Genomic DNA, 16,914 nt, shown 5'->3' with positions numbered 1-16,914 from the left:
GCGGAGCTGCCGGAAAGCTCGGTTCGCGAGCAAGCTCGCTCCTACCCAAAAGCCGGCGTTCGGCGGCTGAAGGCGCATCCTTGCGCCAATGCGCGTAGAATGCCCGCCCCGTTCACGAGGTAAGCGTCATGGCAGTCATAGGTCGGTTCAATTCGTTGCAGGTGGCCAAGCACACCGATTTCGGTCTCTACCTGGATGGCGAGAGCCACGGCGAAATCCTCCTGCCCAAGCGCTACGTGCCGAAGAACGAAGACACCGAAGTCGGCGACTGGCTCAACGTGTTCATCTACCTGGACAGCGAAGACCGCCTGATCGCCACCACCCAGAAGCCCAAGGTGCAGGTCGGCGGTTTCGCCAGCCTGAAGGTGGTGGAGGTCAACCGTGTCGGCCTGTTCCTCGACTGGGGCCTGCCCAAGGACCTGCTGCTGCCGCACTCGGAAGAGAAGCGCCCGCTGCAGGTCGGCGATTACTGCGTGGTCTACGTCTACCTCGACGAGCGCAGCCGCCGCATCACCGCCACCGCGCGCCTGGACCGCTACCTGGACAACGTCCCGGCCAACTACAAGGTCGGCCAGCAGGTGGACCTGCTCGTCGTCGAGCGCACCGACCTGGGCTACAAGGCCATCATCGACGGCAAGCACTGGGGCCTGATCCACAAGAACGAAGTCTTCAAGTTCATGCGCAACGGCCTGCGCGAGACCGGCTACATCAAGGAAATGCGCGCCGACGGCAAGATCAGCCTGAGCCTGCAGCCGGCCGGCGCCGGCCTCTCCGACGCCCTCAGCGAGCAGATCCTCAAGGCCCTGCGCGAAGCCGGCGGCACCCTGGCGCTCAGCGACAAGAGCCCGCCGGATCTGATCGCGCAGCAGTTCGGCGTCAGCAAGGGCAACTTCAAGAAGGCCATCGGCGGCCTGTTCAAGCAGGGCCTGATCGTCATCCACGACGACCGCATCGACCTGGCCTGATAGCTCTGTTCAGCCGCGGGCGCTCAACCGCGCCCGCGGACGATGGACTCGGCCACCGCGCAACGCGGCTGCGCCGGGGCCAGCGAGCCCATGCGCTGCAGGTCGACCGGTGACCCCGGCGCGGCCTTCAGCTGACGCCGCAGGTCGTCGAACACCCGGTCATGTTCCTTGCGAAAGCGCAGCACCGGCCCGCTGCAGACCCGCAGGCCGTGGCGGCGCAGGATACGTGTGGCGCTGGCGGCGAAGTTGAAGGCGATGTCACCGGGCAACTCGAAGCCGTCCCTGAACGGCTGGCCGTCGATCTCGCCCTCCAGTTCGAACTTCACCAGGGCGTCGCGGCTGCCGGCGTTCTCCACCGCGTAGCTCAGGCGGATGCGGTACTGCTGGCGGTCGAGACCGCTGCTGGAGTGGATGGTGACCTCGGTGGGCGTGGTCATGTTTTTCTCCTGAAATGCCAAAGCCCGCGGCTATCGCCGCGGGCGTCGGGAACGAACTCAGAGGCTCAGCTGGCCCGCGTACAGACCGTAGCCGGCGGCCAGGGTCGCGGCCAGCAGGACGGCGAAGACCAGCCATTCCGCCTTGCTGAACACGCGCTCGCCACGCTCGCGCTTGGCCATGATGAACAGCACCACGCCCGGGGTGTAGAGCAGCGCCGAGAGCAGCAGGTGGTCCAAGCCGCCGGCGTACACCAGCCACAGGCTGTAGATAAGGGCGATGGCGCCGATCACCAGGTCCTTGCGGCGCTCGCGCAGCAGGCCTTCATAGCCTTCTCCGCGCAGGCTCAGCAGCACGGCGTAGCCGGCCGAGAACAGGTAGGGCAGCAGCGCCATGGAGGCGGCCAGGTACACCAGGCTGGTGTAGGTGCTGGCGGCGAACAGGGTCACCACCAGGAACACCTGTACCGTGGCGTTGCTCATCCACAGCGCGTTCACCGGCACGTCCTTGTCGTTCTCGCGGGCGAGGAACTTCGGCAGGGTGTGGTCGTGGGCGGCGGCGTACATGATCTCCGCGCTGAGCAGGATCCACGCCAGCAGCGCGCCGAACAGCGAGACCACCAGCCCGGCGATGATCAGCACTGCGCCCCAGTGGCCGACCACGTGCTCCAGCACATAGGCCATGGACGGGTTGGGCAGGCCGGCCAGTTGCGCCTGGTTCATCATGCCCATGGACAGCACGTTCACCAGCACCAGCAGCGCCATCACCGAGACGAAGCCGATCACCGTGGCGGTGCCGACGTCCGAGCGCTTCTTCGCGTGGCCCGAATACAGGTTGGCGCCCTCGATGCCGATGAACACCCAGACGGTGATCAGCATCATGTTGCGCACCTGGCTCATCACGCTGTCGAAATCGACGTGGCCATGGCCCCAGAAGTCGGCGGTGAACAGGTCCATGTCGAACGCCACCAGGCCGATCAGGATGAACAGCACGATGGGCACGACCTTGGCGACCGTGGTGACCTGGTTAATGAAGGCCGCCTGCTTGATCCCGCGCAGGATCAGGAAGTGCAGGCCCCACAGCAGCAGGGACGAGCAGGCGAAGGCGATGACCGTGTTGCCCTCGCCGAACACCGGGAAGAAGTAGCCCAGCGCGCTGAAGATCAGCACGAAGTAGCTGACGTTGCCGAGCATGGAGCTGATCCAGTAGCCCCAGGCCGAGTTGAAGCCGATGTAGTCGCCGAAGCCGGCCTTGGCGTAGGCGTAGACGCCCGCGTCCAGTTCCGGCTTGCGGTTGGACAGGCTCTGGAAGACGAAGGCGAGCATCAGCATGCCGATGCCGCTGATGGCCCAGCCGATCAGCACGGCACCGGGGCTGGCGCTTTTCGCGACGTTCTGCGGCAACGAGAAGATGCCACCGCCGATCATGGAGCCGACCACCAGGGCGGTGAGTGCGGCCAGACCGAGTTTCTGGTTGGGCGATGAAGACATGTCCCAGCCTCCTGGGTAATGGGGAACCCGAATAGTTTCGAATTCGACCGGAGGCACCCGGCTGACATGAATCAATAGCTGGCTAACGGTTTCTGAATGATTCCTGAACGACGGACAATCTCGTTACTTCGTCGGGTTTTCGCGGCCCGCAGCCGGCATGCCGCTGGCCGAATGGGCGCGGATGGGAGGCGAAGCACAGCCACCGGCGCGCGGCCGGGGCGCATCACATCATGTGGCGGAAGCGGTTCCAGGCCTGTTCCAGCGACAGCCACCAGGTCGGCGTGGCGCTGCCGAAGCCGGCGATCTCCAGGCGCGGGTGCAGGCCGACGACGCGGTCGAGCACCGGTTCCTGCTCGGGCTTCACATCGACGAAGAACACGTGGCGACCTTCCTGCAGGTTGTTCTGGAAGCGGCGCACGTCGCTGCTGGGGCGCTGCAGGCCGAAGAAGCTGCTTTCCCACAGGCTGAACGCGCCGAGGATCACCGCGAGGAAGACGATGGGCACCCAGCCTGCGGCAGTCTCGGTCCAGCCGCTGAAGTAGCCGCCAACCAGCACCAGCACGGCCAGCACGGCGCCGATCAGCGCGCCGATCTTGCCCCAGTGCACCACGTCCTTCTTCATCATCGAGGGCACTTCGTGGAGGCGGTGCTCGCGCATTTCTGCGTCGTTGTCGCTGAGCACATGCATCTGTTCCATGCTGATGCCGCGTTCGCTGAGTTCCTGCTCGACCTGTTCCAGGTCGTCCAGGTTGTCGCTGATGTAGTAATGCCTGTTCATGACCAGTCTCCAGTCCCCCGGCTTGCACGATCCCCCAGGGTTTCGACGGCGATCTGCCGTGAAGTTCGGCAAAGCTGCGTCGTCGGACGAGTGTCATCAGGTTGCAGTCTAACACCCGTGTGGCGTGGCCTGCGGGGCACTGCCGGGCGGTCGCGGGGTTGCCAGCGGGCGCTGGGCGGCAGAGGATGCCGCTTTGCCTGTGTTGCTTTCCTTTTGCCGTGAACGAGGCCGAGATGATTCGCGAGATTCTCAAGATGGGCGATGAGCGCCTGCTGCGCATCGCCCCGCCGGTGCCCGAGTCGATGATCGGCAGCGCCGAGCTGCAGCAGCTGATCGACGATATGTTCGAGACCATGCATCACGTTGGGGGAGTCGGCCTGGCGGCGCCGCAGATTGGTGTCGACCTGCAGCTGGTGATCTTCGGCTTCGAGCGCAGCGAGCGCTATCCGGATGCGCCGGCGGTGCCGCCGACCATCCTGCTCAATCCGCTGATCACGCCCATTGGCGATGAGCTGGAGGAGGGCTGGGAGGGCTGCCTGTCGGTGCCGGGGCTGCGAGGGGCGGTGGAGCGTTATCGGAGCATTCGCTATCAGGGGGTTGATCCGCAGGGGCAGGCTATCGATCGCACCGTGGAGGGCTTCCACGCCCGCGTGGTGCAGCATGAGTGTGATCACCTGATTGGGCGGTTGTATCCGTCGCGGATCACCGACTTCAGCAAGTTCGGGTTTACCGAGGTGTTGTTTCCGGGGCTTGATCCCAACGCGGATGACTGAGGGGTGATTGTCTTTGGGGGCGTTGGTGGGCGGGCGTGTCTTTCTGGCGGGGATTGCCGGTGGTTTCGCTTGGCTTGTGTCGGTTCTGGTTTTCAGAGAGCCTCGCTGACCTTCTGACCTTCTGACCTTCTGACCTTCTGACCTTCTGACCTTCTGACCTTCTGACCTTCTGACCTTCTGACCGGCTGACCTTCTGACCGGCTGACCTTCTGACCTTCTGACCGGCTGACCGGCTGACGCCGTGGTGTCAGCTCGCTGCGGACGGTCCCCTCTCCCGTTTGAGGAGCCGGGCGCGCAGCCAGGGTTAGGGTGAGGGGCTCTTGCTTCTTGCTTCGCGCTGGGTTTCCAGCGTCGCTTCGGTATGCGCGCGGACCTTTTGTTTCGCCCCCTCGGGCGAGTCCCTTTTGGCAAACGCCCCAAAAGGAACCAAAAGGTCTTGCCCCGGACATCCGGTTTTTCGCTTAGGCGAAAAATTCCCTCGTCGAATCGAAGTTTCAGGGGCACGCCGCCAAGGGCCATCCCTGGCCCATCGCGGCTCTCGCGACATCCATGTCGCTCAACCCCTGAAACTCCAATTCAACGAGGCCTCCTGAACGGGGCAGTCGGAGTGCGCGGACATTTCTCTGGAAGCCTTTCAGAGTCAAGGCCAAAGCCAAAGCCAAAGCCAAAGCCAAGGCCAAAGCCAGAGCCGGAGCGGTGCGAGGTGGCGGGACGTAGGAGCGGACCTTGTCCGCGAAATCCCCCGCGGCGCACTCCGCGGACAGGCTATAGCGCCAATCTTCGAAGCCACCTGTAGGAGCGAGCTTGCTCGCGAACCGATTTCCCGGCAGCACCGAGGCTTGTCCTGTTCGCGAGCAAGCTCGCTCCTACAGGTCTGCTCTGCTGCTGGGGTACTCGTAGGAGCGGACTCTGTCCGCGATGGGGTCGCAACGCGTCGGATGTTATCGCGGACGAAGTTCGCTCCTGCGGGAGCAGTCATCGCGGGATGGTGGATAGGTGAGGTGGGCGTACAACCGCCCCGGGTTGTACGCCGATTCGCCGATGGGGAAGATCAGGAAGGCTGCTGCGGATTGCCCAGCAGAGACTTGCCGGTTTTCTTCTGCCGCTTGGCCATGCGCTTTTCATGCGCCGTCTTCAGCGGCTTTTTCTTCGCCTGTTTCTTCGCGTCGAGACCTTTCATGAGGCTGTCCTCCGAAGGGATGCCCTCGGGCCGAGGGCTGACAGCTTCAGCATAGTCCCGCCCTGCCAGGCCGCGTGGCCGTTCAGCTGGCGGCGAGGCGCTGCAGTTCGCGGCGGACCATGTTGGCAAAGGGCGGTGGGCTCAGCTGGTAAAGCTCGGCGGCGACCCAGGGCAACCAACGTGCCCCGAGCCTGTCGCGTTCGGCCAGCAGGCGCCGGGCTTCGGCCTCGGCGCGCTGGGCGTGTTGCTGGTGGTAATCGGCACGGCTCATGGGGGAGGAAGGATCAGCTCTTGCAACTCAGGTTCTGCGGGTCGACGGTGATGCTGGCCAGCGGTTTGCCGTCGCTGCCGGTGTATTCGTGGGTGACGCTCAGGTGGTGCTCGCGGAAGCGCTGCAGCAGTTCCGGCTGCTGGCAGGTGGTGCTTTCCAGCTGGGTCTTCAGGCCGTTCTCGAACTTGGCGCGGGCGCCCAGGTCCATGGCGTCCAGGCGCAGGTTGGAAATGCCGTAGCGGTAATACAGCATCTTCTTCGTCGGGTCCAGCTGCACGCTGTTGAGGGTCGTAACCTTGTCCACCTGGTGCGGCAGGCTGCTCTTGGTGACCTGGTCGAAGTAGTCCACCGACTCCTTGAGGAATTTCGCTTCGTCGGGGGAGTCTTCGGCGTGGACGGCAAGGCTGGTGAGCAACAGCAAAGGCAGGGCGAGACGGGCAAACGACATGGGATATTCCTGTACGGCTGATGGGGTTGGCTCAGTAGGTGCGACAGCCGGAAAGCTGGCTGGGTTCGGCCGGGAGTGTCGTGACGGCGCGCATGGTCAGTGAGTGTAGAGCACCGCCAGCCGCTGGCTTCTCGCGGGGCGATTCTTTTGCGAGTAGGCTTGCCCCGGTTCTTTCCCCCAACCTTTTCCGCAGGTTTTTTGCCCGCCATGCTCGAGCTCAATCAGCTGGACCTCGCCACCGATCCCGCCGCACAACGCGTGGTGAAGGACGAAACCGTCACCGTCGAATTCGCCGCCGCGCCCGGTGAGCTGATGAGTCTGGAAGGCCCGAATCGTTATGCCGTCGGTGACGCGATCATCAGCGGCTCGACCGGCGAGCGCTGGGTCGTCTCCCGCGAGCGCTTCGATCCGAAATACCGCCCCGCCGACGCCGCGCTCGCCCATGGCCAACCCGGCGCCTACCGCAATATCCCCAGCCTGGTGCTGGCCCGGCACATGGACGAACCCTTCACCCTGCTGCGCTCGGCCGGTGGTGATCGCCTCACCGGTGCGGCCGGCGACTGGGTGCTGCAATACGCGCCCGGTGACTACGGCGTGGTGAAGGCCGAGCGCTTCGCCAAGGTCTATCGCCTGGCTGACTGAACCGAGCCCGCACTGGCATCCGCCCGCCGCGACCAGCTATGGTCTGTCCTGGCGGGCGCTCTGCGCCGCGCATTTGTTGCAACTTTGCCCAGGCGCTGCGGGTCCACCCTGCAGCCGCCGGCCGGCGGAGCGCTCATCGGGAGGACGCTGCGGGATGCGATTCATGGACATGCGCGGGCTCAGTCTGGGGCCCTGGAAGCTGCTCAAGCTGACGGTGAAGGAGTTTCTCGACGACGAGATGCCCACCTACGCCGCTGCGCTGGCGTACCAGGGGTTGTTCTCGCTGTTCCCCTTCCTGCTGTTCCTCATTGCCCTGCTGGGCTTCCTGCACCTGCCCGAGTTCTTCGACTTCCTCCGCCAGCAGGCCGACTACGTGCTGCCGAGCCAGGCGCTGGAACAGGTCAACCCGGTGATCGACCAGTTGCAGCAGCGCCAGGGCGGGCTGCTGTCCATCGGTATCGTGGTGGCGCTGTGGTCGTCCTCGGCGGCGGTGCGCTCGCTGATGATCGCGCTCAACGCCGCCTATGACGTGCGCGAAGGCCGGCCGCCGTGGAAGCGCATTCCGCTGTCGCTGTTCTACACCTTCGGCCTGGTGGCGATGCTGATGCTGATCGCCGCGCTGATGATCCTCGGGCCGCAGGTGATGGGCTGGATCGCCGCGAAGGTCGGGCTGGAGGATTTCGTGGTGATCCTCTGGAGCATCCTGCGCTGGCCGGTGATCGTGCTGCTGATGATGATGGCGGTGGCGATCATCTACTACGTCACCCCCAACGTGCAGCAGAAGTTCCGCTTCATCACCCCCGGCTCGGTGCTGGCGGTGGTGCTGTGGATATCGGCGTCGCTGGGCTTTGGCTACTACGTGAAGAACTTCGCCGACTACAACGCCATGTACGGCAGCGTCGGGGCGATCATCGTGCTGCTGCTGTACTTCTACATCTCCTCGGCGGTGCTGCTGCTGGGCGCGGAGCTCAATGCGGTGATCGAGCACCACCTGCCCCACGGCAAGGCGCCCGGCGAGAAGACCTTCGAGGAAGCCGAGCCGCCGCCGGAAGAGGCCTAGGGCTGCGGCTGGTCGGCGACCGCGGGCGGCTCGTCGAGCAACGCGTTGACCAGCGCGGTGGCCTTGTCGAAGGACGGGTAGCCGCTCTTGGCGACGTCCAGGTGGGTGTAGTCCTCCTGGTACTGCTGCGCCTTCTGCGGATCGGCCTGTTCCACCAGGAAGGGCTCCGACCAGATCTTGTAGAGCAGCGCCACGGCGTAGGGCTGGCCGGCGTCGGCGGCTTTCTCCAGCAGTGGCAGCACCTCGTCCACCTGCGGGCCTTCCTTGATCTTCAGCAGCGCCATGTAGAAGCTCGCCTCGCCGCGCTCATCGGTCGCCAGCGCACGACCCAGCAGCGCCTCGGCCAGCTCGTAATTGGCCAGGTCGCCGGTGGCGATCAGCAGCTTCGCCTGCAGCATGTCGTTCTGGTAGAGCAGGCGCTCCTGGCGGCAGGCGTCGCCGCTGAGCGGTTCGTCGCAGGGGCTGGTGGCGGACGTCGAGCAGCCGGCCAGCAGCAGCGGCAGGGCCAGGGCGGTGAGCAGGTAAGGCGCGTGGGGCTTGCCCATGGATGTCCCTCGGGGGCGAATGTCAGGTTTCGACCGGCATGGCGGCGCGCCGGTTCGGTCGATTGGCGAAAAGCATAGCCGGCGCCTTGGCCGCCCGGTCATCGAAGCGCCTCGAATCCCGGCAGCAGCGGCAGGCGCTCGACGAGGAAGTCGATCAGCGCGCGGGTTCGCGCCGGCAGGTAACGGCGCGAAGGATACAGCAGGCTGGCCTCCTGGGTCGGGCCGCGCCAGTCCGGTAGCAACTGCTGCAGCGTGCCGGTAGCCAACAGGTCGGCCACCAGCCAGGCCGGTGTCAGGCCGAAGCCGGCGCCCAGGCAGTAGCTCTCGCGGATCGCCAGCGAGCTGTTCACCGTGTAGCGGCTGCGCGTGGCGAGGTTCAGCTCGCGGCCGTCGGCATGGCGCAGCAGCAGGTTCTGCCCGGCATCGAGCCAGGCGAAGCGCAGGTAGTCGGCCAGCGGCAGGTCTTCTGGAGCACCCAGCGCCGGCTGCCGGGAAATCCACGCCGGCGACGCGACCAGGTAGCGTGGCGAACGCGCCAGCGGGCGGGCGATCAGTTGCTCCGGCAACTCGCCGCCCAGGCGCAGGGCGAGGTCGATGCCTTCCTCGGCGAGGTCGACGAAGCGGTCGTTGAGCAGCAGCTCCACCTCGACCTGCGGGTGCGCCTGCATGAACTCCAGCAGCAGCGCATTCAGACGCAGCACGCCCAGGCTCACCGGCGCGCTGACCCGCAGGCGGCCGCGCACCTGCTCGGTTTCGCCACGGGCCTCGCCAACGCCCTCGGCGTAACTCTCCAGCGTCTGCCGGGCGTGCTCGTAGAAGCGCCGACCCTGCTCGGTGGGCTGCACGCGGGTGGTGCTGCGCAGCAGCAACTGCGCGCCGACCTGGCGCTCCAGCGCCGCCATGGTCTTGCTCACGGTTGGCTGGCTGCTGCCGGATTCGCGGGCCACGGCGGAAAGGCTGCCCAGCTCCACGGCGCGAACGAAACAGTGCAACGCCTTCAGAGTATCCATGTCCTATTCGTTTATCGAATGACGGGTCTGCAAATATGCCGTCTACCGCCGTGATTGGGAATGGCCGAGCCTGTGCTCACCCCATCACTGATTTCGAGGATTACCATGAAACGTCTTCTGTTCACCGCCCTGCTTGCCGCTCTGGCGCTGCCGTTTGCCCAGGCGCAGGAGCAACACTGGCAAACCACCTGGAGCGCCAGCCCGCAACGCACCTGGGGCAAGGAAGTGCCGTTGCCCGTCGGGGTGCCGGCGCAGCTGGGCAACCACACCCTGCGGCAGATCGTGAAGGTCAGCCTGGGCGGCCAGCGACTGCGCATCGCCCTGTCCAACGCCTACGGCAGCCAGCCGGTGGCTGTCGGCGGGGCGGCGGTGGCATTGGCCGGGCCTGCCGGGCGACTCGGCGGCCCGAGCCGGCGGCTGACCTTCTCCGGCCAGCCCACCGCGTATATCGCGCCGGGCGCCGAGCTGCTCAGCGACCCGCTGGACCTCACCGTCCCTGCACTGGGCGAGCTGGCGGTGTCGCTCTACCTGCCGCAACCCACGGCGATCCAGAGCTTCCACTGGGACGGCAAGCAGCGCGTCTACGGCGGCCCCGGCGAGCTGCTCGACGCGGCGCAGCTGCCGGCGGACGGCAAGATGGAAGCGCGGCTGTTCCTCGCCGACGTGCTGGTGCAGTCACCGGCGCCGCGCTCGGTGGTAGCGGTGCTGGGGGATTCGATCACCGATGGCCGTGGCGCCAGCCTGGACGGCAACCAGCGCTGGCCGGACCTGTTGGCGCAGCGCCTGGCAGTACGTCAGGTCGGGGTGATCAACGCTGGCATCTCCGGCGCACGGCTGCTTTCCGACGGCATGGGGCAGAGTGGACTGGTGCGCTTCCACCGCGACGTGCTGGGCAAGCCGGGAGTCAGGGCGGCCATTGTCATGCTCGGCATCAACGACATCTCCTGGCCCGGCAGCACCTTCGCGCCGAACAACCCGCTGGTGCAGTACGAGGACCTGATCGCTGGCTACCGGCAGCTGATCGCCCAGGCCCACTTGCGCGGGGTGCGCGTGGTCGGTGCGACCATCCTGCCGTTCGAGCGAGCCCTGAGCGGGTCGCCCATCGAGAACTACCACGCGGCGAACAAGGAAGCGCTGCGTGAGCGGGTCAACCAGTGGATTCGTCAGAGTGGCGAGTTCGATGCAGTTGTGGACCTGGACGTGCGCCTGCGCGACCCGGCGCGGCCGCAGCGACTGCTGCCGGCCTATGACAGCGGTGATCACCTGCATCCGGGGGATGCGGGGAATCGGGCGATGGCGGAGGGCGTGGATATCGACGTGTTGCTGCAGGGGCTGTTGTAGGGCGTATGACCGTTCGCGGTTATACGCCGATGTGGCGGCGGACCTGTAGGAGCGAGCTTGCTCGCGAACAGAGCTTCCCGGCGGGTATTGCGTAAAGCGGTTCGCGAGCAAGCTCGCTCCTACGAAGAGCCGCGTGCCCAACGCCGGGCTCAGCCACCAAACACCGGCCCCGTGCTGTCGTCGTCCATCCCGCGTTCCAGCTTGATCTTCAGCGCCAGGTCGGTGCGCGAGTCGGCGAACTTCAGCGCGTCGGTCACGCTCACCCGGCCAGCTTCGAGCAGCTTGTAGAGGCTCTGGTCGAAGCTCTGCATGCCGCTTTCCAGGGCGCGCTCGACGGCGGATTTCAGCTCCGGCAGCTCGTCGCGCTGGATGATGCCGCGAATGTGCGGCGTACCCAGCACCAGCTCCACCGCCACCGCGCGGCGCTGCTGCACGCCGGGCACCAGGCGCTGGCCGATGAGCGCCAAAAGGTTCTGCGACAGGTCCGCCAACACCTGCGGCCGGGCCTCGTCGGGGAAGAAGCGGGTGATGCGCTCGATAGCATGGCGGCAACTGGTGCCGTGCAGTGTGGCCACGCACAGGTGGCCGGTTTCGGCGTAGTGCAGGGCGTGCTGCATGGTCGCGGCGTCGCGGATTTCGCCGAGCATGATCACGTCCGGCGCCTCGCGCAGCACGTTGCGCAGGGCGTTCTCGTAGCTGTGGGTGTCGAAGCCGACTTCGCGCTGGTCGATGATCGATTTCTGGTGTGCGTGGAGGAATTCGATCGGGTCCTCGATGCAGACGATGTGCCCGGAGCGATGGCGGTTACGGAAGTCCAGCATGCTCGCCAGGGTCGTCGACTTGCCCGCGCCGGCGGCGCCGATCACCAGGATCAGTCCGCGGTCCTGCATCGCCAGCTTGTCCAGCAGCGGCGGCAGGCCGAGGCTCGCCACGTCGGGAATGATCTGCTTGATCAGGCGCACCACCATCGCCACTTCGCCGCGCTGGAAGTAGATGTTGGCGCGGAAGCGCCCGAGGTCCGGCACGCTCAGCGCCAGGTTCATCTCCAGCGCGCGCTCGAACTCTTCCACCTGGGCCGGCGACATCAGCTGCCAGGCCAGGGTCTTCACCTCGCCCGGCCCCAGCACCCGCTCGCCAACCGGCTGGCTGTGGCCCTCGACCTTGAGGTGCGGCGGCGCGCCGACGCTGAAGAACATGTCCGAACCGTTCTGCTCGGGCAGTTCGCGCAGGTAGTGGAATACGTCGGGGAGAAGGGTGTCGTCGCTCATGGTGCCTCCTGGCTCAGGGGCGCAAGCCTAGCAGGCCTGCGCCCCGTGCCGAGGCATCTGGATCAATGCGCGTGGCGCCTCAGCCCAGGGGGCGCGCCGGCACGCCGACGTAGACACCAGCGGATTCGATAGACGCAGTTACCACGCCGCCGGCGCCAATGGTGATGTCGTCCCCCAGGCTCACCCCGTCGATCACCGTGGCGCCGGCGCCGATGAAGTTGCGCCGCCCGGTACGGCTGCGCCCGGCGACGCAGGCGTTGACCGCGACGTGGGAGAACTCGCCGACTTCCGACTCGTGCTCGACGATGGCGCCGCTGTTGATGATGCAGCCCCGGGCGATGCGTGCCACCGGCCCGACATGGGCCTGCTGGCCGATGAAGCAGCCGGGCGCGATCTGGCTGTCCACGCCGAGGGTGGCGCTGGGGGCGATCACCGAGGCCAGCGGCCAGCCGGCTGCCTCGATGGCCTCGATCTGCTGCTCGCGGCGAGCGTTGTCGCCAGCGGCGGAGAACGCCGCCCAGCCTTCGGGCAGTGCGGCGTCCCAGTGGCTGAGCACCGGGAAGCCGAGGAAGTTTTCCCCTTCACGGGCATTGCTGTCGACGAAGCGCAGCTCACGGATGCCGGCGGCCAGGGCGACGTCGGCCACCGAGCGGGCGTGGCCGCCGAAGCCGAGGATGAGCAGGCCGGCGAGGGGAGTGGGCAGGGTGTCGGAATGCATGGTCGGACCTTCAGCTGGGTACGGCATCGCGGGAGATGCGTTCGAGGATGGCGATGTGTTCACCGGCGACATCGGACCAGTCGCGCTGGCACAGCGCTTCATAAGCTGGCAATTGCAGCGCGAGCAGCTCGTCGTGGTGATTCAGCGCCCAATGGATGCGCTCGGCCATGTCCTGCCAGTCGTACGGGTCGAACAGGCTCGCCTGTTGCAGTTCCTCGCCGCGCAGCACTTCCAGGGTCACTGGAATGTTCGCCATGACCACCGGCGTGCCCACCGACAGCGCTTCGGTGAAGGTGAACGGGCAACCGCCTTCGCTCAGGCTCGGGTTCACCGCCAGGTCCGCCAGCTTGTAGCAGGCGGCCAGCTCGGCCAGCGACAGGCCGGGCACGCAGATGACGTCCTGCTCCAGGTTGCGCGCGCGGATGTACTGCTCGATCTCCGGCATCTTCTGCGGGTCGCCGGTGAGCAGCAGCTTGTGCGGGATGAAGCGCCGGCGCAGGAGGAACTCGTAGGCCTTGAGCAGGCTCAGCAGGTTCTTGTTGGGGCGGAACTGGCTGGCATAGAACAGGAACTTCAGCTCGCGGTTGCGCACGCCCCTGGCGTAGGCGGGGTTGCTGGATTTCTCCAGCGCGCCGAGCAGCAGCGAGCGGCAGTAGTTGAGCGAGGTGGCCTCAGGATCGTCGAAGCCGCTGACCACCTCTACCAGGTGGTCGAGGCGGTTGGCCGCGTGCGGCACCACGTTGACCCGCTCGGCGGCTACCGCGTAGCGCTCCACCAGGGTCTGCCACTTGATCGTCTGGCTGTACGCCACCAGGTGGTCGGCGCTGCGAATGGCGCGGCCGACGGTCTCGAAGGTGTCGAGGAAGCGGTCGCCGCCGATCTCGGCGAAACCGATGGAGAACTCATTGAGCACCACGTCGGGCACGCACATCAGGCGTGGCACGTCGATCTCGTTGAATTCCGGCCAGAACGCGGTCGGGCAGTACCAGGCCGCGACGTCGTCGCGGCCTTCGATCAGCGCCTTCATCCGCTGGCTTTCCGACTGGTGCATGGCGCGGAACACGCGGACCACCCAGTCGTCGCCCTTGGGGTCGCTGAGCAGGCCACTCAGACGCGCTCGCAGTTGATGCAGCGGCGCGCGCACCAGGCGGTTGGTCAGTGGCCGCAGCAGTCGCCAGACCGTCCCGAGCAGGACTGCCACGAGGGCAAAGGGCGCCGCCAGCAGGGCGAGCAGCAGTATGCCGCCCAGGTCGCCCAGCAGTGCCAGCAGCGACCGGGGGCTGTGGGCCTGGGCCAGGTGGCGCTCGATCCGCTCGCGGCCGCGCTTGAGGCGTGCGTGCAGTGCCAGGCGCAAGCGCTGGCGCAGGCCGACGCGAGTGCGGCGCCGCTGCTGGTAGGCCTGGTAGCGCTCGTACAGCCGCAGCAGGTACGGCTCGCCATCTGGCGAAAGGATGGTCACGCGCTCGCCCAGCAGGCCCTCGCTGTCGAACAGGTCGGCCAGCGATTGCCGCGACCAGCTCGGGCAGGCCACGACGAAGTGCGCGTCATCGCGCTGCTGGGCGCCCTTGAGGAAGGACGCCAGGTAACGTCCCAGGCCCTCGCGGCGCAGGTCCACGGTGGGGGCGTAGGCGATGTAGAGGCCGTAGCGTTTCACAGACACTCGCGTACTCCCTGCCAGTAGGCGCCAGCCAGCGCTTCGACGCGCTGCCCGGCCAGACTGTCGGCGTCGGGCAGTGGCTGCGCATGGGCATGCTGCTCCATGTATTTGAGGCCTTCGGCCATGTCGCGCGGATCGTCGGCGTCCATCCAGTGCAGGCTGAGGTCGAACTGCGCGCTGACTTCATGCATCGCCGGATAGTCGCTGGATAGCGCCGGCACGCCGAGCTGGGCCGCCTCGACGACGCTGAAGGTGCCGTTGTCGATTCGCGTCGGGTGCCAGAGGAAGCGCGCCCCGGCCAGTGCCTGGCGATAGCCGTCCTCGCTCATCCGGCCCTTCCATTTCACCCGCTTGCGCAGCGCCTTGCTGCGCTGGAACAGCTGCGCCATGGCCTGCAGGTGCGGATGCGCATCGCCGAGCAGCAGCTCGGTGGCCTGGCCGCTGATCCAGCAGGCGAGCTGGCCGTCGAGTTCCTCGTAGTAGATCTGCAACGCCTGGGTGGCGCGCTCGTGGTTCTTGTGCAGGGCGGCGTTGGTGGTCCAGAGGAAGTAGTCGCGGCCGTTGCGTTGCGGCGGCGACTCCTGCGGTTCGAAGCTCGGCGCGAGCATTGGCACCTTGCACACCCGGCTGGCCTCGATGCCGGCGTACTGCAGGGCGTCCTGGCGGCTGAACTCGGTGGTCACCAGCACCCGCCCGGCGTGGCGCGCCAGATTGAGGAAGGCGCTGTCGGCGCCATTGGGCAGGATGTTCTCGTAGCGCTGCAGGTAGTCGTAGACCATCACCACGATGGGCTTGAGCGGCAGCACCGGAATCGACACGCGGTCGGAGACCAGCAGCCAGAGGTCGCAGTCCTGCAACTGCTGGATGCCGTCGTCGATCACCGCGTAGCGCTCCGCCAGTGGCGACCAGTCGGTGTGCCCGGCATAGCGCATGGCGCGGCGTGCCTCGGCCGCGCTGAGCACACGCCAGTTGAACGGCCGTCGGCGGATGTACGCCGGGCAATCGGCGAAAGCCGAGTCGGCGTATTCGGGGCTGTCCGGATGCAGCAGCAGGATGTCGGCGTCCTCGCCGCTCTGCCGGCTGCCCAGGTGCAGGGCCTGGGCTAGCAACTGGGCGCCGCGCAGGGTGCCGCCGCCATAGACGATGGGCAGGCACACGGCGATGCGCTTGCGCCGGGTGGGCGCCGGGCGGGTGGCCTGTTCGGTGCGCAGCGTCGCCAGTTGCTTGCGCAGTTGGGCGAACCCCGAGTGCCAGGCCGGCTCGCAGTGCTGCGGGTCCATCGCCTTGAGCAGCACCGGCTGGCTGGCGCGGATGCTGTCGATCAGCGCGCGGTCATTATCGAGGATGCGTTCGAGCTTGGCGCGCGCTTCGGCCACCGTGCGGCAGCGGCCGGGGAGGTTTTCGCCACCCATGCGATCGAGCATCCCGCCGGCCATGAACACCAGCGGCATGCCGGCACTGACGGCTTCGAACGGGTGGTAGTGAATGTGGTTGGGCTCATCACTGTGGTAGTACATGACGCGGCTCTGCGTCATGTTGCGCGCGTGCTCCTGGGCGCTGACGAAGCCCAGCACGTGGGGCAGTTCGGTCCGGATCGGCTGCGCCCCGGCGACCGCGTGCGGCAGGTCGCCGAAGTCCGCTTCGAAGCGCTTGTAGATCTCGGCGTAGTAGCTGTTGAAGGCGAGGTCCGGGCAGACGAAGAGTATCCGTCGGTCCGCGCCCTCCCAGGGCTGCTCGGCGGCGCGGTGCGCCAGGCCCAGCGGCAGGTGCAGGCGGCGCTTGCGCAGGTAGTCCGGCTCGTTGTCGGCCAGGTGGGCGTAGGCCTCGCCGAAGACCAGGCGATTGCCCAGCAGGTCGATGGCGCGGCGCAGTTCGCCGTTGCCGCCCAGCTGGGCAAGCACGCCGTCATAGCTGGCCGGGCGCTGCAGGCCGTAGGTGCGCCAGATGGCCAGGCCGTTGAAGCGCTTGGCGATCTGCGGCAGCAGGCGGGTGTCGGCGACGATGAAGAACAGCACGTCGAAATGCCGGTTGGCTACTTCCCAGGCCTGCAGCGAGGCACCGGCGTACCAGTCGGCGGCGTTGAGCAGCGCCAGGTCCTCGGCGGGAATGCTCAGGTGCGCGTCTTCGCTCCAGTCCACCGAGGCGCTGCGAAAGCCAGGATCGTTCGGGTAGCGCTTGGGCAGGAAGATCTCGTCGATGCCGACCTGCTTGAGCATCGGAATCTCGAAGCGGCGGGCCGAGGAGTGGTTGAGCAACCACATGGCGCGCAGTTTCCGCGGGGCGATATCGACGGTGGCGTTCACGGTCATCCTGATGGGCGAGGGAGTGGCATC

17 protein-coding genes are annotated in these 16,914 nt (G+C 66.7%); 5 read left to right on the top strand and 12 right to left on the bottom strand.

Annotation, left to right across the window (positions count from 1 at the left end; translation table 11 throughout):
• The first annotated feature begins 128 nt into the window (after positions 1-128).
• Complete coding sequence (locus tag QO207_RS12495) at positions 129-965, top strand: S1 RNA-binding domain-containing protein (protein ID WP_301532718.1); 837 nt, start codon at positions 129-131, stop codon at positions 963-965.
• 23 nt (positions 966-988) lie between these two features.
• Here the strand turns inward: QO207_RS12495 and QO207_RS12490 are convergent, their stop codons facing one another.
• From QO207_RS12490 to QO207_RS12480, 3 genes are all read right to left on the bottom strand, one after another.
• Positions 989-1,402, bottom strand: coding sequence for a DUF5064 family protein (locus QO207_RS12490; protein WP_301532717.1), 414 nt, complete (start codon positions 1,400-1,402; stop codon positions 989-991).
• 57 nt (positions 1,403-1,459) lie between these two features.
• On the bottom strand, positions 1,460-2,890 hold the full coding sequence (gene arcD / locus QO207_RS12485; RefSeq protein WP_301532716.1) for an arginine-ornithine antiporter: 1,431 nt from the start codon (positions 2,888-2,890) through the stop codon (positions 1,460-1,462).
• A gap of 223 nt (positions 2,891-3,113) precedes the next feature.
• Positions 3,114-3,668 carry a magnesium transporter gene (locus tag QO207_RS12480; protein WP_301532715.1) on the bottom strand — a complete coding sequence of 185 codons (555 nt, stop codon included), beginning with the start codon at positions 3,666-3,668 and terminating at the stop codon, positions 3,114-3,116.
• Positions 3,669-3,901: 233 nt separating this feature from the next.
• On the opposite strand from QO207_RS12480, the gene def reads away from it, so the two are divergent.
• Positions 3,902-4,441 (top strand): peptide deformylase, encoded by a 540-nt coding sequence (gene def / locus QO207_RS12475; protein ID WP_301532714.1) that lies wholly within the window; start codon positions 3,902-3,904, stop codon positions 4,439-4,441.
• Between the two features lie 1,051 nt (positions 4,442-5,492).
• On the opposite strand, the gene QO207_RS12470 is transcribed toward def, so the two are convergent.
• The 3 genes from QO207_RS12470 to QO207_RS12460 all read right to left on the bottom strand — a co-directional run bounded on the left by QO207_RS12470 (position 5,493) and on the right by QO207_RS12460 (position 6,340).
• Positions 5,493-5,621, bottom strand: a complete 129-nt coding sequence (locus QO207_RS12470; RefSeq protein ID WP_301532713.1) for a hypothetical protein — start codon at positions 5,619-5,621, stop codon at positions 5,493-5,495.
• A gap of 82 nt (positions 5,622-5,703) precedes the next feature.
• The gene (locus tag QO207_RS12465) at positions 5,704-5,892 is read right to left on the bottom strand and encodes a hypothetical protein (RefSeq protein WP_301532712.1); all 189 of its coding nucleotides are present in this window, start codon (positions 5,890-5,892) and stop codon (positions 5,704-5,706) included.
• Positions 5,893-5,905: 13 nt separating this feature from the next.
• Positions 5,906-6,340, bottom strand: coding sequence for a hypothetical protein (locus QO207_RS12460; protein WP_301532711.1), 435 nt, complete (start codon positions 6,338-6,340; stop codon positions 5,906-5,908).
• A 207-nt stretch (positions 6,341-6,547) separates the two neighbouring features.
• Between QO207_RS12460 and QO207_RS12455 the strand changes: the two genes are divergently transcribed.
• Both QO207_RS12455 and QO207_RS12450 read left to right on the top strand, forming a co-directional pair.
• Entirely contained in the window at positions 6,548-6,982 is a 435-nt protein-coding gene (locus QO207_RS12455; RefSeq protein WP_301532710.1) for a PGDYG domain-containing protein, read from the top strand.
• A 154-nt stretch (positions 6,983-7,136) separates the two neighbouring features.
• Complete coding sequence (locus QO207_RS12450) at positions 7,137-8,042, top strand: YihY/virulence factor BrkB family protein (RefSeq protein WP_301532709.1); 906 nt, start codon at positions 7,137-7,139, stop codon at positions 8,040-8,042.
• Here QO207_RS12450 and QO207_RS12445 read toward each other — a convergent pair.
• Both QO207_RS12445 and QO207_RS12440 read right to left on the bottom strand, forming a co-directional pair.
• The gene (locus QO207_RS12445) at positions 8,039-8,587 is read right to left on the bottom strand and encodes a hypothetical protein (protein ID WP_301532708.1); all 549 of its coding nucleotides are present in this window, start codon (positions 8,585-8,587) and stop codon (positions 8,039-8,041) included. The two genes, QO207_RS12450 and QO207_RS12445, sit on opposite strands and share 4 nt — an antisense overlap.
• 98 nt (positions 8,588-8,685) lie before the next feature.
• Entirely contained in the window at positions 8,686-9,597 is a 912-nt protein-coding gene (locus tag QO207_RS12440; protein WP_301532707.1) for a LysR family transcriptional regulator, read from the bottom strand.
• A 105-nt stretch (positions 9,598-9,702) separates the two neighbouring features.
• Here QO207_RS12440 and QO207_RS12435 point away from each other — a divergent pair, with 105 nt between their 5' ends.
• Entirely contained in the window at positions 9,703-10,938 is a 1,236-nt protein-coding gene (locus QO207_RS12435) for an SGNH/GDSL hydrolase family protein (RefSeq protein ID WP_301532706.1), read from the top strand.
• A 149-nt stretch (positions 10,939-11,087) separates the two neighbouring features.
• Here QO207_RS12435 and QO207_RS12430 read toward each other — a convergent pair whose 3' ends face one another.
• From QO207_RS12430 to QO207_RS12415, 4 genes are all read right to left on the bottom strand, one after another.
• The gene (locus tag QO207_RS12430; protein WP_301532705.1) at positions 11,088-12,206 is read right to left on the bottom strand and encodes a PilT/PilU family type 4a pilus ATPase; all 1,119 of its coding nucleotides are present in this window, start codon (positions 12,204-12,206) and stop codon (positions 11,088-11,090) included.
• Between the two features lie 79 nt (positions 12,207-12,285).
• On the bottom strand, positions 12,286-12,924 hold the full coding sequence (locus QO207_RS12425) for an acetyltransferase (RefSeq protein ID WP_301532704.1): 639 nt from the start codon (positions 12,922-12,924) through the stop codon (positions 12,286-12,288).
• 10 nt (positions 12,925-12,934) lie between these two features.
• Entirely contained in the window at positions 12,935-14,584 is a 1,650-nt protein-coding gene (locus tag QO207_RS12420; RefSeq protein ID WP_301532703.1) for a glycosyltransferase, read from the bottom strand.
• On the bottom strand, positions 14,575-16,884 hold the full coding sequence (locus QO207_RS12415) for a glycosyltransferase (RefSeq protein ID WP_301532702.1): 2,310 nt from the start codon (positions 16,882-16,884) through the stop codon (positions 14,575-14,577). The genes QO207_RS12420 and QO207_RS12415 overlap by 10 nt, the downstream gene beginning before the upstream one ends.
• Positions 16,885-16,914: the final 30 nt, after the last annotated feature.

It is taken from the genome of Pseudomonas sp. CAN1, assembly GCF_030462585.1.
Lineage (GTDB): Bacteria > Pseudomonadota > Gammaproteobacteria > Pseudomonadales > Pseudomonadaceae > Pseudomonas.
Note: the sequence above shows the minus strand (reverse complement) of the source record. Positions and strands in the feature narration are given on the sequence as shown.

Excerpts from the sequence above, each read along its gene's own strand:
- QO207_RS12495 (WP_301532718.1), top strand. The coding sequence starts at position 129 with ATGGCAGTCATAGGTCGGTTCAATTCGTTGCAGGTGGCCAAGCACACC.
- QO207_RS12490 (WP_301532717.1), bottom strand. The coding sequence starts at position 1,402 with ATGACCACGCCCACCGAGGTCACCATCCACTCCAGCAGCGGTCTCGAC.
- arcD (WP_301532716.1), bottom strand. The coding sequence starts at position 2,890 with ATGTCTTCATCGCCCAACCAGAAACTCGGTCTGGCCGCACTCACCGCC.
- QO207_RS12480 (WP_301532715.1), bottom strand. The coding sequence starts at position 3,668 with ATGAACAGGCATTACTACATCAGCGACAACCTGGACGACCTGGAACAG.
- def (WP_301532714.1), top strand. The coding sequence starts at position 3,902 with ATGATTCGCGAGATTCTCAAGATGGGCGATGAGCGCCTGCTGCGCATC.
- QO207_RS12470 (WP_301532713.1), bottom strand. The coding sequence starts at position 5,621 with ATGAAAGGTCTCGACGCGAAGAAACAGGCGAAGAAAAAGCCGCTGAAG.
- QO207_RS12465 (WP_301532712.1), bottom strand. The coding sequence starts at position 5,892 with ATGAGCCGTGCCGATTACCACCAGCAACACGCCCAGCGCGCCGAGGCC.
- QO207_RS12460 (WP_301532711.1), bottom strand. The coding sequence starts at position 6,340 with ATGTCGTTTGCCCGTCTCGCCCTGCCTTTGCTGTTGCTCACCAGCCTT.
- QO207_RS12455 (WP_301532710.1), top strand. The coding sequence starts at position 6,548 with ATGCTCGAGCTCAATCAGCTGGACCTCGCCACCGATCCCGCCGCACAA.
- QO207_RS12450 (WP_301532709.1), top strand. The coding sequence starts at position 7,137 with ATGCGATTCATGGACATGCGCGGGCTCAGTCTGGGGCCCTGGAAGCTG.
- QO207_RS12445 (WP_301532708.1), bottom strand. The coding sequence starts at position 8,587 with ATGGGCAAGCCCCACGCGCCTTACCTGCTCACCGCCCTGGCCCTGCCG.
- QO207_RS12440 (WP_301532707.1), bottom strand. The coding sequence starts at position 9,597 with ATGGATACTCTGAAGGCGTTGCACTGTTTCGTTCGCGCCGTGGAGCTG.
- QO207_RS12435 (WP_301532706.1), top strand. The coding sequence starts at position 9,703 with ATGAAACGTCTTCTGTTCACCGCCCTGCTTGCCGCTCTGGCGCTGCCG.
- QO207_RS12430 (WP_301532705.1), bottom strand. The coding sequence starts at position 12,206 with ATGAGCGACGACACCCTTCTCCCCGACGTATTCCACTACCTGCGCGAA.
- QO207_RS12425 (WP_301532704.1), bottom strand. The coding sequence starts at position 12,924 with ATGCATTCCGACACCCTGCCCACTCCCCTCGCCGGCCTGCTCATCCTC.